The organism is Pseudoalteromonas sp. SaAl2, from assembly GCF_052947895.1.
The window spans coordinates 3,295,433-3,319,230 of sequence record NZ_CM129605.1; the positions used below are offsets into that span (position 1 = coordinate 3,295,433).

Consider the following 23,798-nt stretch of genomic DNA (forward strand, 5'->3'; position numbering starts at 1 on the left):
TACATGCTTAATTTTTCTTTATATCAAAAACTGGCCATCTCGTTGGTAATTATATTTTGCTTTATTTGCGCTCTCGTTTATAGCTGGAGTAAACAACTAGAGCTCACCTCAAAGCATCACGGCGAGCAAAACCTGCACTTAGCCCTTGCCGAGCATTTAGTACAAGATAACCCATTAATAAAAGAAGGCGTATACGACTACGCAGCCCTAGAAAACCTATTTCATACTTTGATGTTACTAGGCCCCGCATTTGAGTTTTATTTTGTAGATGAAAACGGAAAAATCCTCACTTACTCAGCAAAGCCTGGCAAAGTTAAACGCACTCATATTAATTTAGCCCCCTTAAAAAAGCTGATTAACAACCCAGATACAACGCCAATTTATGGGGATAACCCAAGAAATAAAGAGCAGCAAAAAATATTCTCCGTAGCGCCTGTTTTTAATAACGATAAGCTGCAAGGGTACTTGTATGTAATTATTGGCGGTGAAGCTTACGATACCTCTTTAAACACAATTAAAAATAATGACAAACTATGGCTTGCCGCATTATGGCTTGGAGCTGCACTTGCATTTTTACTGATTGCTATGCTTATTTTACTGCGCTTTTTTACCAATCCTATTCAGCGATTAGCCCGTGATGTAAGCAATATTGAAGCGGCTAATTACAATATTACCGATACAAAACTCAGTAATTATTCAACACAAAAAACAACGAAGTGCACAGTTTAGGCCGCAACATTCAAGCTATGGTTACTCGTATTGACGAGCAATTTAAAGCTCTTGAGCAAAGCGATAAACAGCGCAAGGAGCTTCTTACCCATTTATCTCACGACTTACGAACGCCACTTGCCTCTTTGCAGGGGTTTTTAGAAGTGCTTAATCAATCGGGGGCGCAATTAAGTGCTAAAGAACAACATGAGTACTTGCATGTTTCACTTAATAACTGCGCTCAGCTTAAACAGCTTATTGAGCAAATTTTTGAGCTTGCCCATTTAGAAAGCGGTGAAATAAACATCCTCAAAGAAACCTTTAATTTAGGTGAGCTTATTTACGATTGCATTGCCAAGTTTTCTCTAACCGCCGAGAAAAAAGGACTTAATTTAACCGTAGAGCCTGCAATTTGCGATTTTCCTGTCGTTGCCGATATTGCAAAACTTGAGCGTGTGTTGAGTAATTTAATCGATAACGCAATAAGGCACACACCTACAGGCGGCAGCATAGCTGTACACGTTAAGCGTATTGATCAAAAGCAATTATTTGTGCAGGTTTCTGATACCGGTGTGGGTATTAAACATGATGAACTGAACGCTATCTTTAATGCTCATTACCAAGCAAGCAACTCCAATAAAGAAGGGCGCCAACAAGGTGGCTTAGGGCTCGCTATTTGCAAAGGCTTACTAAAACTTATGGACAGTGAAATAAAGGTTCAAAGTGAAATAGGTAAAGGGACAATGTTTAGCTTTAACTTGCCACAAAAAATAAAGGCATAGCCGTTGGCTATACCTTTAGAACATTAATTAATTTTTATTGTAGTTAGTTTTTAATACCAGCTAAATCAAGTATAAACGCATAATTTAAAGCAGTATCTTCAAGGCTTTTAAAGCGACCAGATGCGCCGCCATGCCCTGCTTCCATATCTATTTTAAACAGTAGTTTATTATCATCTGTTTTGTAATCACGCAGCTTAGCAACCCATTTAGCTGGTTCAAAGTATTGTACTTGTGAATCATGTAGACCTGTTGTCACCAGCATATTTGGATAAGCTTGTTTGCTTACTTGATCATAAGGAGAATACGACAACATGTAGTCATAATACACTTTGTCATTCGGGTTACCCCATTCTCCATACTCATTCGTTGTCAGCGGAAGACTCGCATCAAGCATCGTCGTTACCACATCGACAAACGGTACTGCTGCTACCATCCCCTGATAAAGCTCAGGAGCCTGATTAGCCACTGCACCCATTAATAAGCCTCCAGCGCTACCACCCATAGCAAATATCTGATTTTCATCGCCATATTGCTGTTTTACCAAGCCCTTAGTGACATCAACGAAATCGTTAAACGTATTCTTCTTATTAAGTAGTTTGCCATCTTCATACCAAGGGCGCCCCAACATTTGAGAACCACGAATGTGAGCGATGGCAAATACAAAACCCCGATCGAGTAAACTTAAACGAGAGCTTGAGAAGCTAGGATCCATTGTCGCACCGTATGAACCATACGCATATTGCAATAATGGATTAGTGCCGTCTTGTTTAAATTTGTCTTTGCGATAAACCAAGCTCACCGGTACTTTCACGCCATCTCGAGCAGTAATAAATAAGCGTTCCGATGCGTAATTATCAGCATTAAAATCACCGACAACTTTTAACTGTTTGAGTAAGGTTTTTTCAGCGCTATCTAAATCAATATCGTATGAGGTACCCGGGGTCGTCATACTGGCATAATAAACACGTAAACTTGGGTTATCTAACTCGTTATTACCATAAGCATGAACCATATAACTACTATCATTGAAGCTCAATGTTTGCTCATCGCCCGATGTTAAATTACGCACAGTTAAACGAGATTGCCCCATTTCACGCTCTTTATAAACAAGGTGATTGGCAAATAAATCAATTCCTTCGAGTTTAATATCGTCACGCGGTGCAATCACCGTTTGCCAATTCGTTTTATCGTGTGCTTTGTCTTTATGTACCTTCATGAGCTGAAAGTTTACGGCATTCAAATTCGTTACAATGTAGTACCAATCACCATGCTTAGATATATCGTATTCAAGGTTTTCTTCACGCTCAATTAGGCGCTTAGCTTGTGCTTTAATATTATTAGCATCGATAACCGATACACCTGATGCACTGGTGCTACCATGCCAAATATAAATTTCTTGCTTATCTTTACTTTTACCTAGGCCGGTGTAATAACTGGTATTGGTTTCTTCGTATACTAGCTCATCTTCTGATTGCGCCGACCCAAGCGTATGACGATATACTTGATAACCTAATAATGTTTGTAAGTCTTTTTTGATGTAGTAAAAGGTTTTATTGTCATTGGCCCAAACAATATCGCCACTCGTGCCCTCAAGCTTATCTTTTAACAGCTCGCCCGTGGTTAAGTCTTTTACTAAAATTGTATAAATACGACGACTAACAGTGTCTTCGCCATACGCAAGGAGATTACCGTTAGGGCTGACAGACAGACCCGTCGCTGAATAATAATCATGGCCTTCAGCCAATTTATTTACATCTAAAATAACGGTTTGATCAGAGCCTACTGCATCAGTGCTACGTACATAAGTTGGATACTCATTATCACCACGCGTTTGTGATGAATAAAAATAGTCACCACTTTTGGTTGGCACTGAATCATCATCTTTTTGAATTCGCCCTTTTAGCTCTTCAAATAAAGTCGCCTGGAGATTTTTTGTATGCGCGAGCTGTTGGTCGGTGTAAGCATTTTCAGCATTAAGGTATGCAATAACAGCAGGGTCTTTACGTTCATCATCACGCATCCAGTAATAATTATCGATGCGAGTATCCTCATGTATGGTCATTTCATGAGGCACTTTTTTTGCCACTGGCGCAATCACTTGAGTTTGCTCAGCCACACTTTGAGTGTTGTTAATTGTTGATTGTTTTTTTTGTTCTGGGGCTTTATCGCATGCCGATAAAACAGCGACAGATAGCGCTGCGAGCGCAAAAGAATGGAGAGTTTTCATAGTATTCCCTAAAATTATTATTTTTCCATGTTCCATAATATATATGTACTTGTATGTTACCAATAGCGCTTTGTAACACAATGTAAAAAAGGGAGCCGAAGCTCCCTTTATTAACTATCAATATTTACTAGTTATACTATTATTTTTGTTTACGACGACGCATAAACGCAAATGGTGCAACTAGTAATGATAACCAAGCTAGTGAGCCTGATGCATCATTATCATCGTCGTCACCGGCACGTAAGTTATTAACACCAATCTCAACACTAACTGCGTTTGACACATAACCTTTGCTGTCAACTGCTTGTACGCTGAACACAATTTCACGGTCAAATTCATAGTCAATCTCACCTGCAGTTACGATAGTACCGTCAGGGTTAACTGAAACTAAGTAGCTACCAGTTACAATAAAGCTTTCAACCGGAGAAACATCAGCATCTGGGTCAGAGAAAGCAAGTGTACCAATAGTTGTACCTAACGCCACATTTTCGTCGATTCTGAATCGTTGATTCATATCAATCATTGGCGCATGAGCCATTGGGTCAATTTCAACATTAAGCATAACAGTCACTGCTTCAGATTCCATACCAGAATCATCTGTAATAGTAACGTCGATAGCTAGAGTTGGCGTTGCATAATGATTTAAGCTACCAGTGACAACTAGTTCACCCATTTCATTCACTTCAATTGCGTCAGTACCACTTACGCTTGTTGAGCTAATCATAGTAGCGGCACTTTCAAACAACTCGTAATCAAGTTGACCTATTACAGTACCTTCTGCTGCTGACTCAATTACATTGAATTGTTGTGCAGGGGTAATAACTGGTTGCTCATCAGCCACATTATTAATTGTTACTGTGAATGTAACTGGCGCCGATTCAGTACCGATAACATCAACAGCTTTAACTGTAATAGTAATTTCTGTTAGACCAGACTCCGAATCAAGTGCATCCATATCATCAACGATGATATCACCTGTATCTGCATCAACAACTAAGCCCGGTGCCGACATACTTAACGTTTCAAAGTAAGCAATGTCTAAATTCGTTTCACCATCAAACGTGATTGAACCCACTGTCAAGCCCGTTAGGATAGATTCATCAACTGAGAAATCTTCAATTATTAGGTTAGGTACTGTTGGTGCATCTGCAATGTCTCGTGGTGCAGTAAGATATACTTTAGTGCCTGCTGGCGATGTTAGTGCAAATGCACCACTTGATTGTACAACTGCTTTTTGACCAGGTGCTAGAGAAGCTAACTTGTCACCACTGCTGTCTGTTGCAAGCATTGAAACAACAGGGTTACCTGTAAAGGTTGTTGAGCCTACTGCTGTATCTGTTTCAAAATAAACGCCCGCTTGATAACTAGGGTAACCTACAGAAGCTGCAATATTAACCTGTCCGCCCAACATATCTGCATTCAAGCCCATTAGCTCACTACAACCAGAGAAAGTAACTGTATTCTCACCTGCAGCATGGAACATTGGCGTGCCCCACTGCCAACCGTCAACACCATTAGCATCAATTGTGCCAATTAATGTACGGCTACGGCCAGGTACTGCAGCAGTTTGTCCGACATCATTCAGGTTCATCATGAAGTGATCATAAACACCATCATTGTCAGTATCTAAGTTCATACGAACACCGACTTGACGCATATGAGTAATCTCATCGCGTAACTGGATAGAAGATGTAATAAACACACCTGAGTCACAGTTTTCAGATGCATAAGCTGCAAACGTCGTGCTTAAAATATCAAAATCAGCATCAGTATTTTCAGGGCTTGTCGCTACAACTTGCTCTGCAATAGGTGATACAGGTAAAGCCCCTACATTTTCTACGACTAATTGCGTTACACCATCAACTTCCTCAAAACCAAATGAAAGCTCTTCACCTGCTTTCGGTAGTGCATGATAAACAAGGTGTAAAGCGTGGTCTGAATCAGCATCTGCTGTATCATCAAATACGAGTGCACCATCAAACTCTGCCATTGTAAGTGAAGGGCTGCGAGCTGCTAAATCATCAGCATCAAATGGGTTTTCTAGAGTCCACTCATGTAGTTTAGTTGGATCAACAGTCATCGTTACATCGAATGTCGTTTCTGAATTAGCTGTAACCGTTACACTGCGTGGGATATCGAAGCTCACTGCGCCGCTGTCTGCATCATTCATGTAACGCTCTTCAATACGAAGGTCGTATGTTTTATCTTCATCAGAGAAGTTTTTAAGCGTCACAGTTTTCATGAAGCTAGTCGCTTCAGTCATGCGCTCTAAACCAAACGATAATGCAGCTTGCGCAGTTTGATATTCATCATCTTCAACCCATGCTGCCACCGGTAAGCTCACAGCTTTATCAACATCAACTAAACCAGCTCCAATAGAGCTAATTGGTGCAAGTGGCGAATCAGGGTTAATTGAAACTGGGTCAACGGTAACATTTAAGTCTGCCGCATTCATGATAGTCGCTTTGATTTCAAGCGCAGTACGATCTGGGTGAGCCTCACGCACAAGTGCAACTGCACCTGCTGTAATAGGACCAGAGAACGAAGTACCTGTTGCTGGAGCAAGGCCATCTTGAGTACCTGTAGCTGCAACCATGATGTCAGTACCAGGAGCTGTAATTTCAGGTTTTAACAAGCCGTCCATTGATGGACCACGCGATGAGAACGATGCAACAGCACCTGCTGTTACTTTACGCTCCACGGTAATATCATAAGTTGCAACTTCACCTGCTTCTAATGCTGCTTTCATCGCTGCACCAGCTGCAAAATTAATACCTACATTAGGAATGGTAACAGCAGCATCAAAACCACCCATTGGTGCAGGTGTACCATCGTCAACATTATTTGCGATAAATACAAATGCCGCTCCACGGTTTTGTGCACTTAATACTTTTTGAGTAAAGTTACATGCACCGCGATCTATGATTACCGCTTTACCTGTAAAATCTGTTTCTTCTGAAAACTCAACACAGCCATCTTGATTTTCTTCTGGGTATACTACTTCGGCATCCGCTTCTGTCATTGCAAAAGCCGTTTGTGGGCCAAAGCCTGAAGGCTGAATAATTGTTTCTTCACCGGCTACTGTGCCTGATGCCACACCTACATCATTAGCAGGGTGAGTCATTGCACCAACAGACAATGCATTAGGTGTAGTTGATGGACCACCAATACGGAACGGGTTATCACCATCATTACCTGCAGAAATAACAACATTTACACCCGCTTCAACAGCTTGTTGGATTAAAAATTGTGTACCACCGCCAATATAAGTATCACCAAACTCTCCACCTAGTGACATATTAATAACATCAACGCGGTCAGCGGTATCGCCATCACCATTTGGATCCATCGCCGCTTCAAGAGCTGATACTTGCGCAGCGCTTGGGCAACCACCACCACACACAGAGTAAACATAAAGCTCAACTTCTGGCGCTATACCGGTAACTGAGTGAGAAACTGACGTACCATGGCTTGTTGGCTCATCGACATCAGGTATTACTACTTCAGGATCATGTTCTATTGGATCGGCATCATCACGTATAAAGTCGTAGCCGCCCATTACTTGCCCTTGTGGCCAAGTAACAGATGTTGGATCAGCTTGTGCAGCTTCATATGCTTCAACAGTACCTTCACCACCAAAGATAGAATGGGTATAATCAACACCGGTATCTAACACAGCAACCGTTTGAGTAGAACCAGTGACAGTGCCGTTAGTTACTAAAGGAGAAGCCTTAATATAATCAGCCGTTGCTGCTACATGAAGATCGTAGTCAAACATTGGAAGTACGCGCTCTACACGTGGGTCGTTCTTTATTTTTTCAAGTGCACCTGGGCTTGCTTGAACAATAAGAGTCGGAGCCAGTATTTTGGTTTCCCCAAGGACTTTTACGTTGCTATCAAGAGAGAACAGCTTGTCTTTTACTTGGCTTTGCAGTGAAGCTACATTGTCATAGCTTGTACGAGCACTCGATACGCTATACGTGCCTTGCTCCATCATATCTGCTGCCGTTGTTGCTTTTAATACAACTAAAAATGATGTCGGTTCTTTTTTCTCTGCTACATCGGCTTGTGAAATAGGTGTATAGCTGACGTGCTTAAGCGCACTTTGATTTAATGTATTTGCACTAGCAGCACCTGCGATTAATACGCTGGTTACAGCAGTTGCAACAGCTGTTTTTTTTATTAGATTTCTAGACATGGTTTCCCCTGGATGAGTTATGTATTATTGTGTCTAACGTAGGTTAAAAATTACATTTCGTGACCTAATATAAAGCTACACAGCAAAGTTTGACAACAACGCAGTTACATATTAATTACATAAAATCACAAAAAGCATCAAAAACAAATCGCAAATCATTGTAATTTATGAATTTTAAAGAAACTCACTAATTGTAAAGCTTTGTAAACATTAGAGCATAGACTTAGTAAAAGGAAACAAATGGATAGCGAAGTTATTAACATATTAACAATGGCCAAAGTAATTCAAACGGCCGTTGCTCCGGTTTTTTTGATCACAGGGATCGCTGCAACTTTAGGCGTACTTTCAAATCGCTTAGCGCGTATCACCGATCGCGCACGCCAGCTTGAGCGTAAACTAAAAGTAAGCATCGATGAAGATTTTAACCTATCACTTACCACCGAACTTAGAGCCCTGTTAAAACGTTCTCGCTGTATTCACATCGCATTTAGCTTAAGCGTATTAAGTGCAGTATTAGTGTGTGCAGTGGTCATGTTATTATTTTTGTCGCACATCCAATCCATTAACTTAGGGGTGACTATAGGCAGCTGCTTTGTCGGCGCTATGGCTTTATTAATCTGTGCTTTTATGTCACTGCTTGGTGAAGTCTTCCTAGCCACGCGCAGTATGCGCAGAGGAATGATATTTGCAGATATTGATATAAATGACTAACCTAAACCTTAATCATTGAATTCAATAACAGTTAAGTTTAACCGCAATATACTTGAATATTCTGACGTGCTGATATACAACAGCTATTCAGGTAATAAATTATTTATTTAGGGGCAAAAGGAATGAAATTTAAGCAGGTATTTTTAGGAGCTATCCTATCAACTTTTACACTTGGCGCATCAGCTAATTCAGCATTTGAAGAGCCAAAAGACGCAATCGAATATCGTCAAGCAGCGTTTTCTATGATCCGAGTACAAATTGGTGACATGGGCGACATGTTAAAAGGTAAGGTAGAGTTTGATGCTGAGCGTTTTAAGCACCGTGCAAATAACGCAGCTGCATTATCGAAAATGCCATGGGAAGCATTTGTTGAGGGCTCGGATAAAGGTGATACTTCTGCATTACCGGCTATCTGGAGTGACAACGAAACCTTTATGAAAAAAGCCGCAACTTTTCAGCAATACGCTGACGAATTAGCCGTTGCGGCACAAAGTGGTGACAAAAAAGCCATTGCTAAAGCATTTGGCCCTTGGGCTAAAGGCTGTAAAGATTGCCATAAGTCTTTTAAAGACTAATAAACAATTTGAATAATAAAAACGGCGCTTCTTAGCGCCGTTTTTATTATCTTTTCAAAGAAAATTTAACTAAATAAATAGCTTAAAGGCTCTGCACCCCATGTTGTCATTAATACAATCAATAGCACTACAAAAATGACAAATGCAGCCCAAGGTGCTTTAGTTACTGAGCTGTGCTCGTTCATTTGCTCAGCGTCAGCTTTGCCTGTGATCATCGCTTTGACGAGCTTTTTGCCTTTTAAACGGTATATAACAATCGCACTAATGTGCAAAATGATGGCGTAGAAAAGTAAATCAAAATTCCTATGATGCACCCAACCTGCCCACTCAACAATATTACTCGATACATATTGTACTAGCGGTCCATCAGTTAAAATGTCGTCAGTGGTCATTAGGCCGCTGATAAGTTGTGTCAAAATCAAAATAAAAAATGCGATAACCATATAGCTACCAGCGGCCCCATGTCCAGGCTTAGTATCGCCAAGCTTAAATGACTTTATGGCAGCCAGTGGAGAATGAATAAGTGCAGCGAGTTTTGCAGTTTTACTACCAATTACCCCCCAAATTAAACGGGTAAGCAGTAACGCTAAAGTAAAAAAACCTGCAACAAAGTGTAGTTCGAGCATGCCTTCTTCAGCACTGAAATACAAAGTGGCAATTGCAATAACTAATAACCAATGGAAACTTCGAATAAAACCATCCCACACCTTAAGCTTATCCATTCTCAACCCCTTTAAATAAAAATATTATTATCCCAAACTTTCACTAAGTTAGCATCTTTACTATTCATAGTTAATTGATCTATGGCAGACTACCAATATAAACTTCATAATAAATAACAATAATGAAACTAAGTACAAAACGCGCTTTAGTAAAGGGCTTTTTAGACATGTTACCACTGTGTTTAGCTGTGATCCCATGGGGCATATTATGTGGCTCCTTAGCCGTACAAAATGGCTTTACTGCAATTGAAACTCAAGCTATGTCTTTACTGGTATTCGCAGGGTCGGCGCAACTCGTTGCCATTGAACTAATAGCAGGTAACACACCCTTGCTAACAATTTTATTTACCACTTTGATAATTAGTTCTCGGCATTTTTTATACGGTTTAGCAATTCGCCATAAAGTAATCGACCAACCTTTGCGTTGGCGTTTGCCAGTTAGCTTTGTTCTGACTGACGAGCTATTTGCATTTTCTCATCACCGTAAGGCCTATCGTACAAAAACACGATTGATCTATGCATTAAGCGCTGGGTTTAGTTTTTATATAGCATGGAATCTATGGACTTTTATCGGCATTGTTACCGGTAGTCTGCTACCTGACTTAACTAACTTAGGGCTAGACTTCGCTATAGCCGCCACCTTTATCGCCTTAGTTATTCCTGGTATAAAAAACCTAGCAACATTAGCAACCGTAATTACTGCAGGTATTTTTGCTACTCTATTAAAAAGCCAAGGCTTTGAATTATGGTTAGTGGCGGCGGCATTAACCGCAATGACTGTAGGTTATATGATCAGCCGTATACAAAGCCGATTGGAGCATAGCTTATGATGACCACTATTTTACTGATGGCGTGCATTACCTTTTTTACTCGTTACTTATTTTTGCACCACGCTCTACCGTTTAAAGTAGGTCCTAAAATGCAGCAATTTTTGAGTTTTAGTGCACCTGCGGTGCTTACCGCAATATGGGTACCTATTGTATTCGTCAATGAGGAGGGTATTAATCTTGATTGGCAAAACCCATACCTTAGTGCTGCCATTGCTGCAATAATTGTCGCGTATAAAACACACAATATTTACTACACTACACTGGTCGGTATGGGTCTATTTTTGATATTAAACTAAACGAGTGTTAAACGCTGGCGAGTAAAATTGCTCGACTTTTATCTAACGTCACTTGCTCTCGCTCACCTAGGGCAGTCATACCATGGCGCTCTAGTTGCGTAACGATTTTGTCAGCAACTTCTTCGCCAAGTCCATAATCACTTAGACGTGTTGGCATATTAACACTGTGGAAAAACGCTTCTGTTGCTGCAATTGCTTGCTCGATAGCCACTTCTTCATCTGTAATATCAAGCTCTAAAACACGCTCCGCATACTGTAAAATTTTACCGCGCTTCGCCTCTTTTTGTTCAGCCATCATACGAGGCAAAACAATCGCTAGTGTTTGCGCATGATCAAGCCCGTAGACTGCCGTCATTTCATGGCCTAACATATGAGTCGCCCAGTCTTGAGGTACACCGGCTCCGATCAGGCCATTTAACGCCATTGTCGCTGACCACATAATATTAGCACGCACTTGGTAGTTGTCAGGCTCGCTAAATGCTTTAGGACCTTCTTCCATTAAGGTCATAAGAATACCTTCAGCAAACCTATCCTGCAGCTTGCCGCCTACATCATAGGTTAAATACTGCTCCATCGTATGCACAAATGCATCAACAATCCCATTAGCTACTTGACGCTTTGGCAGCGAGTAAGTTACCGCAGGGTCAAGTACTGCAAATTTTGGCAGCACTAAGGGGCTCGCAAATGGTAGTTTATCGTGACTTTCAAGATTCGAAACAACGCTATTGCCGTTTGATTCTGAACCGGTCGCCGGTAACGTTAATACCGCCCCCAGAGCAATAGCTGATTTAATTTCGCCGCCCTTAGCAAGAATATCCCACGGTTCACCATCATAATTTGCTGCTGCAGCTATAAATTTACTGCCATCAATAACTGACCCACCACCCACAGCAAGGATGAAATCAATTTGCTTTTCCTTTACTACGCTAACTGCTTTCATACATGTTTGGTAGCTTGGATTTGGCTCTATGCCTGTAAATTCAAACCAAGTATGCTCATTAAGGGCCTCAACAACCTGATCGTAAACACCATTACTTTTAATACTCCCGCCACCATAAGTAACTAGTACTTTGGCATCTGCTGGGATTTCACTTTTAATTTTCGCGATTTGTTGCTCGCCAAAATGGATTTTGGTTGGGTTTACAAAACTAAAATTTAACATGCTTGCTCCAATGCTTGAATAATATATTTTTGGTGACCAAGTAATTGTAAGTGTTTAAACGCTAAATTAAAGACGAGAATCAGACAATCACTTTTGCACAGCTGCAATAATTAATGCAATATACTTATATTACTTACCTTATGAGATAAAATAATGTGGCAAGGCCTAGATGAATTTTTACATGTTGTTGAGCATGGCAGCTTTACTCACGCCGCAAAAGCGATGGAAGTTTCAACATCCCATATTAGCCGTCAGGTTCAGCAATTGGAAAACCGTTTAGGCTCAGTATTATTTCAACGCACCACTCGCAAAATTAGTCTCACCGACGCCGGGCGTGAATACGCCATCAAACTCAAAGCAATTAAACAAGAGTTAATTGATGCCAACACCCAATTGCAAGGTGAGCAGCGCAAGCCAAAAGGCCTTATTCGTATTACGGGTGCAGGTGAGTTTGTCGCAACCAATGTGGCCTCGAAAATTGTTGAATTTGTAAAGCGTTACCCTGAAGTCGAGGTAGATATGGACTTTAACAATCGTAATGTTGATTTAGTCGAAGAAGGTTTTGACTTAGCAATTCGCTTTGGTCGCATGCAAGACTCAAACTTAATTGCCCGACCACTATGCCCACGGGTAATGACCTTAGTTGCAAGCCCTGAATACTTAGAGCATCACACATCTCCCACCACACCATTACAACTGATAAATCACAATTGCTTAGTTGCCATGGGTAAGCGCTGGCGGTTTAGTTTTGCAGGTGACTTAAAAGAAGTAAAAATAAATGGTAATTGGCGTAGTAATCACCCAAGAGCATTACTCAGCGCTACTTTGGCAGGTTTGGGTATTGCCCACTTAGCCAGTGATATTGTTCAGCCCTACGTACAACAAGGTCAGCTAGTCACTTTACTTGATGAATTCCAAGTAACCGATAATGCATCATGGCTGGTGTATCCACGCAAAGATTTAATGCCGTACCGTGTTCGATTACTAATTGAATACTTATTAGCTAGTTTTTCTGATGACTAAAAATTAGGCTTTAAGTCTGTCGCTACACAGGATAAACTTTGACAAACAAAAATAAAAAAATCTTTAACATGAATGACTTTTATCAGCTTAGCGCCACCAGCCTGCAAGGGCAATCTATTGAGTTTAATGACTTTAAAGACAAGGTTGTACTTGTGGTCAACACCGCAAGCCAATGCGGCTTCACCCCGCACTATGCTGGCTTACAAGCACTGCATGAAAAGTACCACCAACAAGGCCTAGTGATAATTGGCTTTCCTTGCAATCAGTTTGGCAAACAAGAACCCGGTGATGCAACGCAAATTAAACAAGAGTGTTTAATTAATTATGGCGTCGACTTTCAAATAATGAGCAAGGTCGATGTCAACGGTGAACACGCTCACCCTGTGTTTAGGCATTTAAAATCTGCTTTACCTGGGTTTTTAACACGTAAGATAAAGTGGAATTTTACTAAATTTTTAATTGGTAAAGAGGGTAATGCAATAAAACGCTTTGCACCATTTACTAAACCACAGCAAATAGAGAGCAGCATTAGACAAGCACTTAATTTAAAAAACTAATACTCAAAGGCTGCTTGCACTCGCTAGCAGCCTTTAGCTCAGTCTTAAACGGCTGAAAAATCAATAAAATTAGTTGTTTAAATACTCATCGAAGTCATCATCGCCTAAGTTTTTACGTAAGCGTTTTTGCTCAAGGTAGTCTTCCAACTTTTTCTTCACCTTTTGCTTTTTTTTGTCGTGTTGATTGCGCCCAACCATTTCGTACTCATCTTCAACAAAATCATCATCTAGCGCATCGTAACTAAATGTCTTACCCACAACCCACTCCATAAAGTGTTTGAGACCAATGCCAGCTTAGTACAGACATTGGTAAAGTTAAAAAGTTTAGTGCTTTTTAAAGTATAAAAAAGCATCAAATACAGCCACCCTTCTATCTTATAAAGAAGGTATGTCAGTAATGTGAATAAATAGCGCTTAATTTGAGTTCTGGGAAGTGAGAGTTTTTTATCGAAACGATAAACATCTTTTATGCATTTATAATTTTTGGTCAAAATGACTAATTAATAGTAAATTTTAAAATAAAAGAATTCTATCATTTAGCATTGAAAACAATTAAAGCATTGTTTTTAAATGATTTTAATTATTGGCACCAAACTTGATATCTCTTTATCAACAAAAGTTAAATTCAACACTTAGCAGGATTATAAAAATGAAAAAATTACTTCTAGTCGGTTCTTTATTTATAGCTACAGGTGCAATGGCTCATGACGATCACGATACCAACATCTCATTTAGTGGTGATTCATGTGAAGTCGAATTTCAAAATGATGTTCGAATCAGGCCAAGTGAATTAGAAATTTTTACCGCAGATAATCACAGTATGGTTTTCAGTAATAATGGCAAGTTAATCATTGACGGCCAAACACTTGTCCTTGATAGTGAACAACGTCAAGCAATCAGCGCTTATTCAGACAGCTTACGTAGCCAACTACCTGAAGTTGCGGATATTGCGCTTGAAGGTGTAAAAATAGCGGGCGTCGCCATTGAAGAAGTCGCTAGTGCGTTTAACATTCAAGGGTTGGATAGCATTAATGAGTTTATGGCAGATATTGAGGTTGAAGTAGAAAATACATTTTATCAGCAAGGTGCCTTCGTCATGGGCCAGCAAAGCTTTAATGAATTTGGTGAAAACTTTGAAAGCCACTTTGATGAGCAAATTGAAAGCGCTGTAGAATCAGCCATGATGCAATCGATGGGCAGTATATTGATGGCATTAGGATCTGAATTAATGGGTTCTGGTGGTGATATGCAAGCATTTGAACAACGCATGGAAAACATGGGCTCGCAAATAGAGCAAAAAGTAGAATTACAAGCCAATCAACTTGAAAAGCGTGCCGATGCATTGTGTGGAAATTTTTCAACTATTGCAGAACAAGAGTTGCAACTTGTACAACTGGTACCTGAACTTAAAAATTACCAACTATTTAGCTATAAGAAAAGTAATTAAATCAATATAGTTTGATATCCCTTTAGCAGCATTTGGCCTTAACAGTCCCTGCTGCTTTTTTACTTTTTAGCCAAAGGTAACAGCTCTCCTAATTTACTAATTGCTTGCTCCAAGCGATCACCCCACGGTAGGCCATAACTTAAACGAATACAGTTGCGATACTTATTGGTTGCAGAAAAAATATACCCCGGTGTGATGCTAATACCGTGTTCTAATGCTAATTGAAATAACTTTACACTATCGTAATTTTTACCTAAATCAATCCACACTACACAACCACCTTGCGGATCGCTTACTCTTACAGAGCTAGGAAAGGTCTGTTGTAAACACCAGATCATTCGCTCCTTATTACTGCGCAGCGTTTGTCTGAGTAATTTTAAATTTCGTTCGTACTCTCCACTGGCAACAAACTCATATAACGTCCATTGATTGATCAACGATGTTGAACAGCTAAATGCTCGCTTAAAACGACGTGCTTGTGCAGCAAACTTACCGGCGATCAACCAGCCTACTCGATAACTCGGTGCCGCTGTTTTGGAGAACGACGCACATGTTAACACTAAGCCTTTTGTGGAATACGCTTGAGCGGGTGTGCCCCGTGCAGCGCCAAAATGCAAATCACCGTATACATCATCTTCAATTAATACCACATCCTGTGATTCTAACAGCTCAACCAACTTTTTACGTTTATGATCCGGCATAAAGCTCCCCACCGGATTATTGATCGCCGTTGAAAACACACAGGCTTTTATATCATGATCTTGTAAAGCCTGATTTAGATCATCAAGCCAGATCCCATCATCTGGACACAAAGGGATCTCCAATGCTTTTAGCCCTAAACTTTCGATCAGTTCAATTATGCCGAAATAGCATGGCGACTCGATCGCGATAATATCCCCCGCTTTTTGCGACACACTTTAACGCTATGGTTAATGCTTCTTGGGCACCATTGGTGATCACCAACTCTTGGCTATCAACTCCAATACCAAAATCTAAATAACGTCTAACCAATTGCTGCTTTAACGGCGCATAGCCATCAATCGCCCCATAATTAATTGCTCGACTACCTGCCATCGACATAACTCGGCGCATAGTCCGAGCAAGCATTTTGTCGGTCGGCGCAGCTGCCACTGGGTTTGCAATACCAAAAGGCACCACATCTGCCTGATGGATAGCGTCATAAACCTGCTCAATTAATACCTGCATGTTAACTGACACTGGCTCACGGCTTAATTTAACCCGCTTAGGTCTGGCTGACTGCATAGCAACAGACTTTAAGAAATAACCTGACTTTTCGCGTGCCTCAACCAATCCCTGCGACTCCAAAGATTGATAAGCCAATTTAACTGTTGGAATACTGACATTTAATTTGTCAGCCATTTTTCTCAGAGAAGGTAACTTTTCACCCGGCAGCAACGTACCTTGATCACACAGTTCGCGAACTAACTGCATCACCTGTTGGTATAAAAATTCTTGCTTACTCTTACTGATCACTAATGACATCGCACGGCCTCACGAACCTAAATCTGTATAGGTTACATTTATGGTTTTCTGTATATGTTAAGTATACACATGCGCACTAGAATACACACTTAGTCAACACATTGGATAAAAAGCCATGAAAAGTATCGCACTTTACATTGTCACCGTTTTAATTTGGGGTTCAACCTGGCTCGCAATTGAATTTCAATTAGGTGATATAGCAGTTGAAACCTCGCTATTTTACCGCTTTGGCTTAGCCGCCATTTTAATGTGGTTATGGGTAAGCGTTAAGAAGCTGCCTATGCGTTACAATAAGCGAGATCATGGCTTCTTCGCTCTATTAGCATTATGTAATTTCGGGTTAAATTACCTAATGCTGTATTGGGCACAAAACCATTTAACATCAGCCATGGCTTCAATTGCATTTTCATTATTACTTTTGATGAACATAGTGAATACCCGATTATTTTTTGGCAAGCCCATAGCTAAACGCATTTACTTTGGTGCATTACTCGGGGTAATAGGTATTGGTTGCTTGTTCTGGCCACAATTACAGCAATTCGACTTGAATAATGAGGTGTTGGTCGGTTTACTACTTGCCCTTACAGGCACCTTTGTGGCTTCATTGGGAAACATGGTAAGCGTACGTAACTCAAAACAACATATTGGCGTAATGCAAGGCAACGCCTGGGGTATGTTATACAGCGCTGTTGGCTTGTTAGCCTACTTACTATTAAGTGACGCTAGTTTGAGTTTTTCAGCGCCAGCAAGCTATTGGTACTCACTACTGTATTTAGCCATTTTTGGCACTGTTATTGCCTTTGCTTGCTATTTTGCACTACTTAAAAATATTGGCCCAGAACGAGCAAGCTACGTTATCGTTTTATTTCCACTTGTAGCTGTGACATTAAGCACATTGTTCGAAGGTTTCATTTGGCAGGCCAACACCTTTTTAGGATTTAGTTTAGTACTACTTGGTAATGCCATAGTACTCACTCCAACAAAACGTATTAACGCTTTTTTTGGCAGCAAGAGCATTGCAACAAAAAAGCTCCATCCCCAGTTAGAATGCGCAATAGCGCAACTAACGCCAAAGCGCCTACTTGTTAGGCGCTTTTTTATTGCTCTTAAAAGGAGTACAGAAACGTAATGCCTGCGGGTGAACCGTAATAATGGCTGGTGTTTTGCCTACCAATTCTCCATCCGCTTCAATCAATAATCCAGCACTTGTGATGACAGCACTATTTACTTGCTGATAGATAAGCCCCTTCATGCCGTGGTGATTACGTAATAGTAAACGCAAAAAGTGATATAAATTTGCTAACATCCCTCCCGCGCTCATAGCATAGCACTCTAGTAAGCCGTTGTTTAATTGTGCCTTAGGTGCAATGGCTAACCCACCGCCAAAGAAACGATGATTAGCAAACACAGTAATTAAATTAATCTGAGATACTGACTGTCCTGCAAAGTTACCCACCAACCGATGCGGTTTATAACTGAGTAAATGTTTAAACCCCGCAAAGCTATAGCCAAATGAAGACATTGCAGGCTTACCTTGCAAGGATTTAACTACATGAGCGTCAAACCCCACCCCTGCAACATTAATAAAGTAGCGGTCATTTATCTGCCCTATATCGATAGGCTCATCATTTAGTGAAAAAATGCTATTTTGCCAATCACTTATATTACAAGCAAAGCCCCGAGCGAAGTCATTGCCTGTGCCTTGCGGTAATAACGCCAGCGAGCACTCACTATTAATTAACCCATTGACCGTCAAATGCAATGTGCCATCTCCCCCAACCGCAACCACGCGCGTATGCTGCTTTGCTAATTTTGCAATTGCCGCACAGTCTGCTGCAAAATTACCAGTGGTGATAAACATATCTAATTGTATTTGTCTTTTTTCGCACTCTTTATACAACCACATGCACATTTTTTTATGATTTTTTTTCGTACTCGGCTTAATTATTATTAGCATTGATAGGCAAACCTATATCACTATGTAAAAATACATATAAACAAAAAATAAATTAATCTGAATAAATAGTCACTTTATTCATTATGAAATGCATATAAAAAATATAAATCCTATAAAAACCCTACACAAAAAGCGTCTTAGCAACAATCAAAAACACATAATTATGCAGAATACACTTAAAAACGAAACTTAACCGCATGTTAATGACAAGAAAATGCATTAGTTTTTCTTATCTGTTCACCTTACTTTTTATCGTTTTATTTTTGTGCAATTTAACGTCAAAATAGCCCCGTTCTCAAAACAGACATAACCCGGAGCAAAAGTAATGAAACCAGTAAACACATTAAATGAAAATGCAGCAACCCATGTTGCCGTAAAATCAAGTAATCGCAAAGCTAAAATGCTTGCTAGACTCAACCGATACAGCAAAGCACTCGCATTAGGCGGCGTAATTCAATACAAATAATCACCCAACCATGATTATTTTAGCGGTGCAGCAAACACCCAACCACTAAACGAAGACACTTCTTTAGCTCCCTCGTTTGCTGCAACCTCTTCTTAAAACTATTAAAACTCTCCCCTTTTAGAAAAAAACTCTCTTTTTAGAACAAAAAACCAGCAAACGATCTTTTTTCCTATTTACACACCTCAATCACCTGCGTATTATTCTTTCCCAACGGAGAGATGGCAGAGTGGTCGAATGCACCGGTCTTGAAAACCGGCAGGGGTTTATAGCCCCTCTAGGGTTCAAATCCCTATCTCTCCACCATTATTACTTTTTGGTGGTTCACTCGACTATCAAAATGAAAAGTTTATGCGCCGGAGAGGTGGCCGAGTGGCCGAAGGCGCTCCCCTGCTAAGGGAGTATAGGGTTTGTAGCTCTATCGAGGGTTCGAATCCCTCCTTCTCCGCCATTTAATAACGAAGAAAGCCCCGCAATTTATTGTGGGGCTTTTTTTGTTATTAAAAATGGCTGAAGGCGGGTGAGAACCCTCGACCAGGGTTCGACAAAATGTCTGGAACATTTTAGGCCGCTGCAAGCGCCGCGAAGCGGTTGATTACATGGACGTAAGCAAGCCTATCCCCACGTTTGACACAAATATCAGTCTAAAAAGCCTATCATTTTATGTCCGTAACCTTTACACCGATGAAGGAGGGTGATAATTGAAGTAACAACCTTCCTATTCGCAGCGTTCTTTTCTCCTCGGGTTTCGTAATACTCAACCCAAGCTACGGAGTGTTTCTCCGCACTTTATTTCAACACTCCAAAATAAACTCGTCAGCATCTAAATACGCAGGAAAACTTTGTTTAAATGCCTCAAGTGGCTCTTTCTCAAGTGTCGTGATCAAAACAGAGCTTTCATTGTCCTTTGCTTGAGCTAATGTATCACCTTTAAAATCATACACGGCTGTGCCGCCATTATGTGCAACACCATTACCATCATCACCAATACGGTTAACACCTATGACATAGCATTGGTTTTCCATTGCACGGGCCATTAATAAGGTATCCCACACTTTGCGTCGTACTGCTGGCCAATTGGCTACATTGATCATCACGTCGTAATCATTACGGCTGCGCTGAAATACCGGAAAACGTAAGTCGTAACACACTTGCGGTAGAATTTTAAAACCATTGAGAGTAAACACTTCGCGTTGCTCACCTGCTTTCACAAAGTTGCCTTCTTTGCCTAAACAAAATAAGTGACGCTTGTCGTAAAATTTAACCTCACCATTGGGCCACACCCAATAAAAGCGATTAGCTTTTTTATCACCTTGTTGCACCAGCACCGAGCCTGCTATCACCGCATTGACTGAGTTGGCTGTCGCAATCATCCAATTAAGCACGGTACCATTTTCGGGCTCTGCGCAATCAAGGTTAATAGCGAACCCTGTGGCGAATGTTTCTGGTAATAATATAAGTTCTACTGATTTATCTATATTGGCTACTTTATTGCTAAAATACGTCAAGTTAGCATCTTTATCTAACCAATTAAGCGATGTTTGTATCAGTGCTATGGTTAAAGTTGACATAAAATCTCCGCCGCTTGTAATAGTGTGGCCTCATTTTTAGCAAAACAAAGACGAATCACTTTATCGTTACTTGGTTGCTGATAAAACACGCTCAGTGGAATAGCTGCAACCCCAGCTTGCTCTACTAGCCAGTGGCAAAACTCTACATCATTGAGATCTGATACATCACTGTAATCAAGTAGTAAAAAGTAAGTACCTTCACTAGGCAAAATAGTAAAGCGGCTATCTTTGAGAGCATTGCTCAACACATCGCGCTTTTGTTGGTAAAACTCACTGAGTTCATCTACATGCTCACCTTGTTGCTCTAGCATATCGGCGAGTGCATGTTGCGCAGGCGTAAAACTTGAAAAGGTCACATATTGGTGAATTTTACGAAACTCCAACGTAAGTGCTGCTGGGGCAATACAGTAGCCCATTTTCCAGCCGGTGCTGTGAAAGGTTTTACCAAAGCTTGAGATCACAAAACTCTTGGCAAACAATTCTTCATCACGTAGCACACTTAAGTGTGGCTGGTTATCAAAAGTAATGTGCTCGTATACTTCATCACTTATTACATACAAATCATGCTTGCAGACCAAGGCTTTCAGGGCGTTTATATCGTGTTGCTTTAACGTTTTACCGCTTGGGTTGTGTGGGGTATTAATAATTATAGCCCGCGTTTTACTGTTAATAGCCGCAGCTACCGTTTGCCAGTCAGTTGCATAGCTTGGAGCCTGCAACGCAATATTAATTGACTTGCCACCAGCCAGTTCAATCGCAGGCTGATAAGAATCATACGCGGGGTCAAATACGATGACCTCATCACCTTTGCGCACTAACGCTTGAATGGCGACAAACAGTGCCTCAGTCGCCCCTGATGTAACTGTTACTTGCTCTGCTGCGTCTACTTGAGCTGCATATTTACGCTTAACCAATTGAGCGATTTGTTGCTGCAAGCGCGGTACACCTGATGAAGGTGAATATTGGTTAACGCCTTCAAGTACATAATGATTAAGTTGTTTTTTAAGTAACTCTGGCGCATCAAACTCAGGAAAACCCTGCGATAAATTAATTGCTTTAAATTGATTTGCTAAAGCGGTCATTTGACTAAAAATACTGGTGCCTAAATTTGGCAATTTACTTTCAAACACTGGTTACCCTTAATGATGGTTTTGCGCCCAAAGCGATGCTATCATTGCTTTTAACAGAAGTATAGCCGTCTAAAACAGTATGGGGAATGTATGCATAACAATACCGCTATTTCAGAACTTATAGAAGCAGGAAAATGGATCAGTCAACGTGGTTGGGTACCTGCCACAGGTGGTAATTTTTCAGCACGAACTAATACAGGCTTTGTAGTGACTGCCAGCGGTTTTGATAAAGGCCAATTAGGGTCGCATACCTTTATTGAGCTTGATCACGCAGGTAATCGCAGTGCTAGTGCAGCCAAGCCATCGGCCGAGACTGAATTGCATTTAAGCATGTATAGATTAATTCCTTCAGCTAATTATGTATTGCACACACACTCTGTCGCCGCGACTGTATTGTCTCGAGTTATTAAAGGCCACAGCCTAGATTTACACGGCTACGAAATGCAAAAATCATTAACCGGCATAACCTCGCATTTAGACACCTTAAGCATTCCAATTTTTGATAACGACCAAGACATTGACCGACTCAGCTTATTAGTCAGCGATCATCATCTACATATCCCTATTGAACATGGTGTGCTTATTCGTGGTCATGGTCTGTATGTTGTGGGTCGCACAATAGCTGAAGTTCGCCGTCAATTGGAAGGCCTTGAGTTCTTATTTTCATGTGAATTAGAACGCTTAAAATTAGTAGGATTAGAATCATGATCAAAGCGCTGCTGACCGATATTGAAGGCACAATCACCCGTATTTCGTTTGTTAAAGAGGTGCTATTTCCGTATGCCGCCGCACAACTTCCTGAATTTGTAAAAGCTCAACAAACACAAAGTGCGGTAGCAGAGCAAATTACTGCCGTAAAAGCGATTATTGATCAGCCGAATGCCAGCATCGATGTGGTAATTAACACTTTGCTGGAATGGATCCGTGACGATAAAAAAATCACCCCATTAAAACAGTTACAAGGCCTGATTTGGCAAACTGGCTATGAAAATGGCGATTTTACCGGCCATTTATACCCAGATGCCTACCAGTTCTTAGTTGCGCAGCAACAAGCCGGCCAGCAGCTTTACGTGTATTCATCAGGCTCAGTGAAAGCTCAACATTTAATTTTTAACTATTCTGACTTTGGCGATATTCGCTCCTTATTTACAGATTACTTTGATACCAACGTGGGTGCCAAGCAAGAAGCCACCGCTTATGAGAACATTATTACCCAGTTACCTTTTGCCGCTAACGAAGTGTTATTTTTAAGTGATGTAGCCGCAGAGCTCGATGCTGCTAAGGCCGCAGGTTTAAAAACCCTACACTTGATTCGCGATGGTCAAGCAAGCTCTCCTACACATAACTATATTAACGACTTCAGCCAATTTACTGCGGAGCATTTAGCATGAGCCAACTGACTATTTTTGCTGATTGTAACGCCAGCAATGCCTTATTAAATACCCAAGATACAACACAAATTGCCGCTGAGCTGAATAAAGTAAATGTTCGTTTTGAACAGTGGCAAGCAAACGCAGTTATTAACGCAGATACCAGCCATGAAGATATAATTAATGCCTACAGCAACGATATTGAACGTTTAAAGCAACAAGGCGGCTATCAAACTGTAGATGTTATTTCGCTGGCGAAAGGCAACCCAAATGCCACTGAGTTACGTACCAAGTTTTTATTTGAACATACCCACAGCGAAGACGAAGTGCGCTTTTTTGTAAAAGGCCAAGGGCTATTTTGCCTACATATTAACGACAAAATATACCAAGTGCTTTGCCAGCAGGGTGATTTAATTTCAGTTCCTGAGCTAACCCCGCATTGGTTTGATATGGGCAGCGATCCTGGAGTTCACCGCGATTCGCTTATTCAATAATACTGAAGGCTGGGTGGCACAAAGTACCGAGTCTGAGATTGCTAAACAATTTCCGTTATTGGACTAATAAAG

General features: G+C 40.7%; 19 protein-coding genes, 2 tRNA genes and 3 pseudogenes. 15 read left to right on the forward strand and 9 right to left on the reverse strand.

All coding sequences use genetic code 11. The features are described 5' to 3' along the window. Positions 1–3: 3 nt before the first annotated feature. Positions 4–1,490, forward strand: a pseudogene (locus tag ACU8V8_RS15550) (sensor histidine kinase). Positions 1,491–1,533: 43 nt separating this feature from the next. Here the strand turns inward: ACU8V8_RS15550 and ACU8V8_RS15555 are convergent. Continuing rightward, positions 1,534–3,717 (reverse strand): S9 family peptidase, encoded by a 2,184-nt coding sequence (locus ACU8V8_RS15555; protein WP_446888100.1) that lies wholly within the window; start codon positions 3,715–3,717, stop codon positions 1,534–1,536. Positions 3,718–3,856: 139 nt separating this feature from the next. Then, the gene (locus ACU8V8_RS15560) at positions 3,857–7,915 is read right to left on the reverse strand and encodes a S8 family serine peptidase (protein WP_446888101.1); all 4,059 of its coding nucleotides are present in this window, start codon (positions 7,913–7,915) and stop codon (positions 3,857–3,859) included. A 240-nt stretch (positions 7,916–8,155) separates the two neighbouring features. On the opposite strand from ACU8V8_RS15560, the gene ACU8V8_RS15565 reads away from it, so the two are divergent. Together ACU8V8_RS15565 and ACU8V8_RS15570 are read left to right on the forward strand one after the other, a co-directional pair. Beyond that, positions 8,156–8,626 (forward strand): DUF2721 domain-containing protein, encoded by a 471-nt coding sequence (locus tag ACU8V8_RS15565; RefSeq protein ID WP_087531245.1) that lies wholly within the window; start codon positions 8,156–8,158, stop codon positions 8,624–8,626. 122 nt (positions 8,627–8,748) lie between these two features. Next, positions 8,749–9,201, forward strand: a complete 453-nt coding sequence (locus ACU8V8_RS15570) for a c-type cytochrome (RefSeq protein ID WP_446888102.1) — start codon at positions 8,749–8,751, stop codon at positions 9,199–9,201. 65 nt (positions 9,202–9,266) lie between these two features. On the opposite strand, the gene ACU8V8_RS15575 is transcribed toward ACU8V8_RS15570, so the two are convergent. Then, positions 9,267–9,923: a cytochrome b/b6 domain-containing protein gene (locus ACU8V8_RS15575; RefSeq protein WP_446888103.1), complete on the reverse strand. Its 657-nt coding sequence runs from the start codon at positions 9,921–9,923 to the stop codon at positions 9,267–9,269. A 122-nt stretch (positions 9,924–10,045) separates the two neighbouring features. On the opposite strand from ACU8V8_RS15575, the gene ACU8V8_RS15580 reads away from it, so the two are divergent. Continuing rightward, positions 10,046–10,753, forward strand: coding sequence for an AzlC family ABC transporter permease (locus tag ACU8V8_RS15580; RefSeq protein ID WP_446888104.1), 708 nt, complete (start codon positions 10,046–10,048; stop codon positions 10,751–10,753). Continuing rightward, positions 10,750–11,049 (forward strand): AzlD domain-containing protein, encoded by a 300-nt coding sequence (locus ACU8V8_RS15585; protein WP_446888105.1) that lies wholly within the window; start codon positions 10,750–10,752, stop codon positions 11,047–11,049. The genes ACU8V8_RS15580 and ACU8V8_RS15585 overlap by 4 nt, the downstream gene beginning before the upstream one ends. A 7-nt stretch (positions 11,050–11,056) precedes the next feature. On the opposite strand, the gene ACU8V8_RS15590 is transcribed toward ACU8V8_RS15585, so the two are convergent. Then, a complete protein-coding gene (locus ACU8V8_RS15590) occupies positions 11,057–12,211 on the reverse strand; it encodes an iron-containing alcohol dehydrogenase (protein ID WP_446888106.1) in 1,155 nt (384 codons plus the stop codon). A gap of 153 nt (positions 12,212–12,364) precedes the next feature. Here ACU8V8_RS15590 and ACU8V8_RS15595 point away from each other — a divergent pair, with 153 nt between their 5' ends. After that, the gene (locus ACU8V8_RS15595; protein ID WP_446888107.1) at positions 12,365–13,234 is read left to right on the forward strand and encodes a LysR family transcriptional regulator; all 870 of its coding nucleotides are present in this window, start codon (positions 12,365–12,367) and stop codon (positions 13,232–13,234) included. 68 nt (positions 13,235–13,302) lie between these two features. Next, on the forward strand, positions 13,303–13,791 hold the full coding sequence (locus ACU8V8_RS15600) for a glutathione peroxidase (protein ID WP_446889660.1): 489 nt from the start codon (positions 13,303–13,305) through the stop codon (positions 13,789–13,791). Between the two features lie 69 nt (positions 13,792–13,860). Here the strand turns inward: ACU8V8_RS15600 and ACU8V8_RS15605 are convergent, their stop codons facing one another. Beyond that, positions 13,861–14,049, reverse strand: a complete 189-nt coding sequence (locus ACU8V8_RS15605) for a PA3496 family putative envelope integrity protein (protein ID WP_446888108.1) — start codon at positions 14,047–14,049, stop codon at positions 13,861–13,863. 391 nt (positions 14,050–14,440) lie between these two features. Between ACU8V8_RS15605 and ACU8V8_RS15610 the strand changes: the two genes are divergently transcribed. Further along, complete coding sequence (locus ACU8V8_RS15610; RefSeq protein ID WP_446888109.1) at positions 14,441–15,238, forward strand: YggN family protein; 798 nt, start codon at positions 14,441–14,443, stop codon at positions 15,236–15,238. A gap of 59 nt (positions 15,239–15,297) precedes the next feature. Here ACU8V8_RS15610 and ACU8V8_RS15615 read toward each other — a convergent pair. Continuing rightward, positions 15,298–16,741, reverse strand: a pseudogene (locus ACU8V8_RS15615) (aminotransferase-like domain-containing protein). A gap of 115 nt (positions 16,742–16,856) precedes the next feature. On the opposite strand from ACU8V8_RS15615, the gene ACU8V8_RS15620 reads away from it, so the two are divergent. Next, positions 16,857–17,870 (forward strand): DMT family transporter, encoded by a 1,014-nt coding sequence (locus ACU8V8_RS15620; RefSeq protein WP_446888110.1) that lies wholly within the window; start codon positions 16,857–16,859, stop codon positions 17,868–17,870. Here ACU8V8_RS15620 and ACU8V8_RS15625 read toward each other — a convergent pair. Next, positions 17,820–18,698 (reverse strand): diacylglycerol/lipid kinase family protein, encoded by an 879-nt coding sequence (locus ACU8V8_RS15625; RefSeq protein ID WP_446888111.1) that lies wholly within the window; start codon positions 18,696–18,698, stop codon positions 17,820–17,822. The genes ACU8V8_RS15620 and ACU8V8_RS15625 overlap by 51 nt on opposite strands. Before the next feature lie 325 nt (positions 18,699–19,023). Between ACU8V8_RS15625 and ACU8V8_RS15630 the strand changes: the two genes are divergently transcribed. The 3 genes from ACU8V8_RS15630 to ACU8V8_RS15640 all read left to right on the forward strand — a co-directional run bounded on the left by ACU8V8_RS15630 (position 19,024) and on the right by ACU8V8_RS15640 (position 19,612). Beyond that, complete coding sequence (locus tag ACU8V8_RS15630; protein ID WP_176372489.1) at positions 19,024–19,164, forward strand: hypothetical protein; 141 nt, start codon at positions 19,024–19,026, stop codon at positions 19,162–19,164. A 212-nt stretch (positions 19,165–19,376) separates the two neighbouring features. After that, positions 19,377–19,467 (forward strand) — tRNA-Ser (locus tag ACU8V8_RS15635). A 52-nt stretch (positions 19,468–19,519) separates the two neighbouring features. Beyond that, positions 19,520–19,612 (forward strand) — tRNA-Ser (locus ACU8V8_RS15640). A gap of 343 nt (positions 19,613–19,955) precedes the next feature. Here the strand turns inward: ACU8V8_RS15640 and ACU8V8_RS15645 are convergent. Both ACU8V8_RS15645 and ACU8V8_RS15650 read right to left on the reverse strand, forming a co-directional pair. Then, a complete protein-coding gene (locus tag ACU8V8_RS15645) occupies positions 19,956–20,732 on the reverse strand; it encodes an amidohydrolase (protein WP_446888112.1) in 777 nt (258 codons plus the stop codon). Next, positions 20,720–21,862: a methionine aminotransferase gene (locus ACU8V8_RS15650; protein WP_446888113.1), complete on the reverse strand. Its 1,143-nt coding sequence runs from the start codon at positions 21,860–21,862 to the stop codon at positions 20,720–20,722. The genes ACU8V8_RS15645 and ACU8V8_RS15650 overlap by 13 nt, the downstream gene beginning before the upstream one ends. A gap of 90 nt (positions 21,863–21,952) precedes the next feature. Between ACU8V8_RS15650 and ACU8V8_RS15655 the strand changes: the two genes are divergently transcribed. The 3 genes and pseudogenes from ACU8V8_RS15655 (at position 21,953) to ACU8V8_RS15665 (ending at position 23,793) form a co-directional block, all read left to right on the forward strand. Continuing rightward, positions 21,953–22,570, forward strand: coding sequence for a methylthioribulose 1-phosphate dehydratase (locus ACU8V8_RS15655; RefSeq protein WP_446888114.1), 618 nt, complete (start codon positions 21,953–21,955; stop codon positions 22,568–22,570). Next, complete coding sequence (gene mtnC, locus ACU8V8_RS15660; protein WP_446888115.1) at positions 22,567–23,253, forward strand: acireductone synthase; 687 nt, start codon at positions 22,567–22,569, stop codon at positions 23,251–23,253. Before ACU8V8_RS15655 ends, mtnC begins: the two co-directional genes overlap by 4 nt. Continuing rightward, positions 23,250–23,793 (forward strand): annotated as a pseudogene (locus tag ACU8V8_RS15665) (1,2-dihydroxy-3-keto-5-methylthiopentene dioxygenase). Before mtnC ends, ACU8V8_RS15665 begins: the two are co-directional and overlap by 4 nt. Positions 23,794–23,798: the final 5 nt, after the last annotated feature.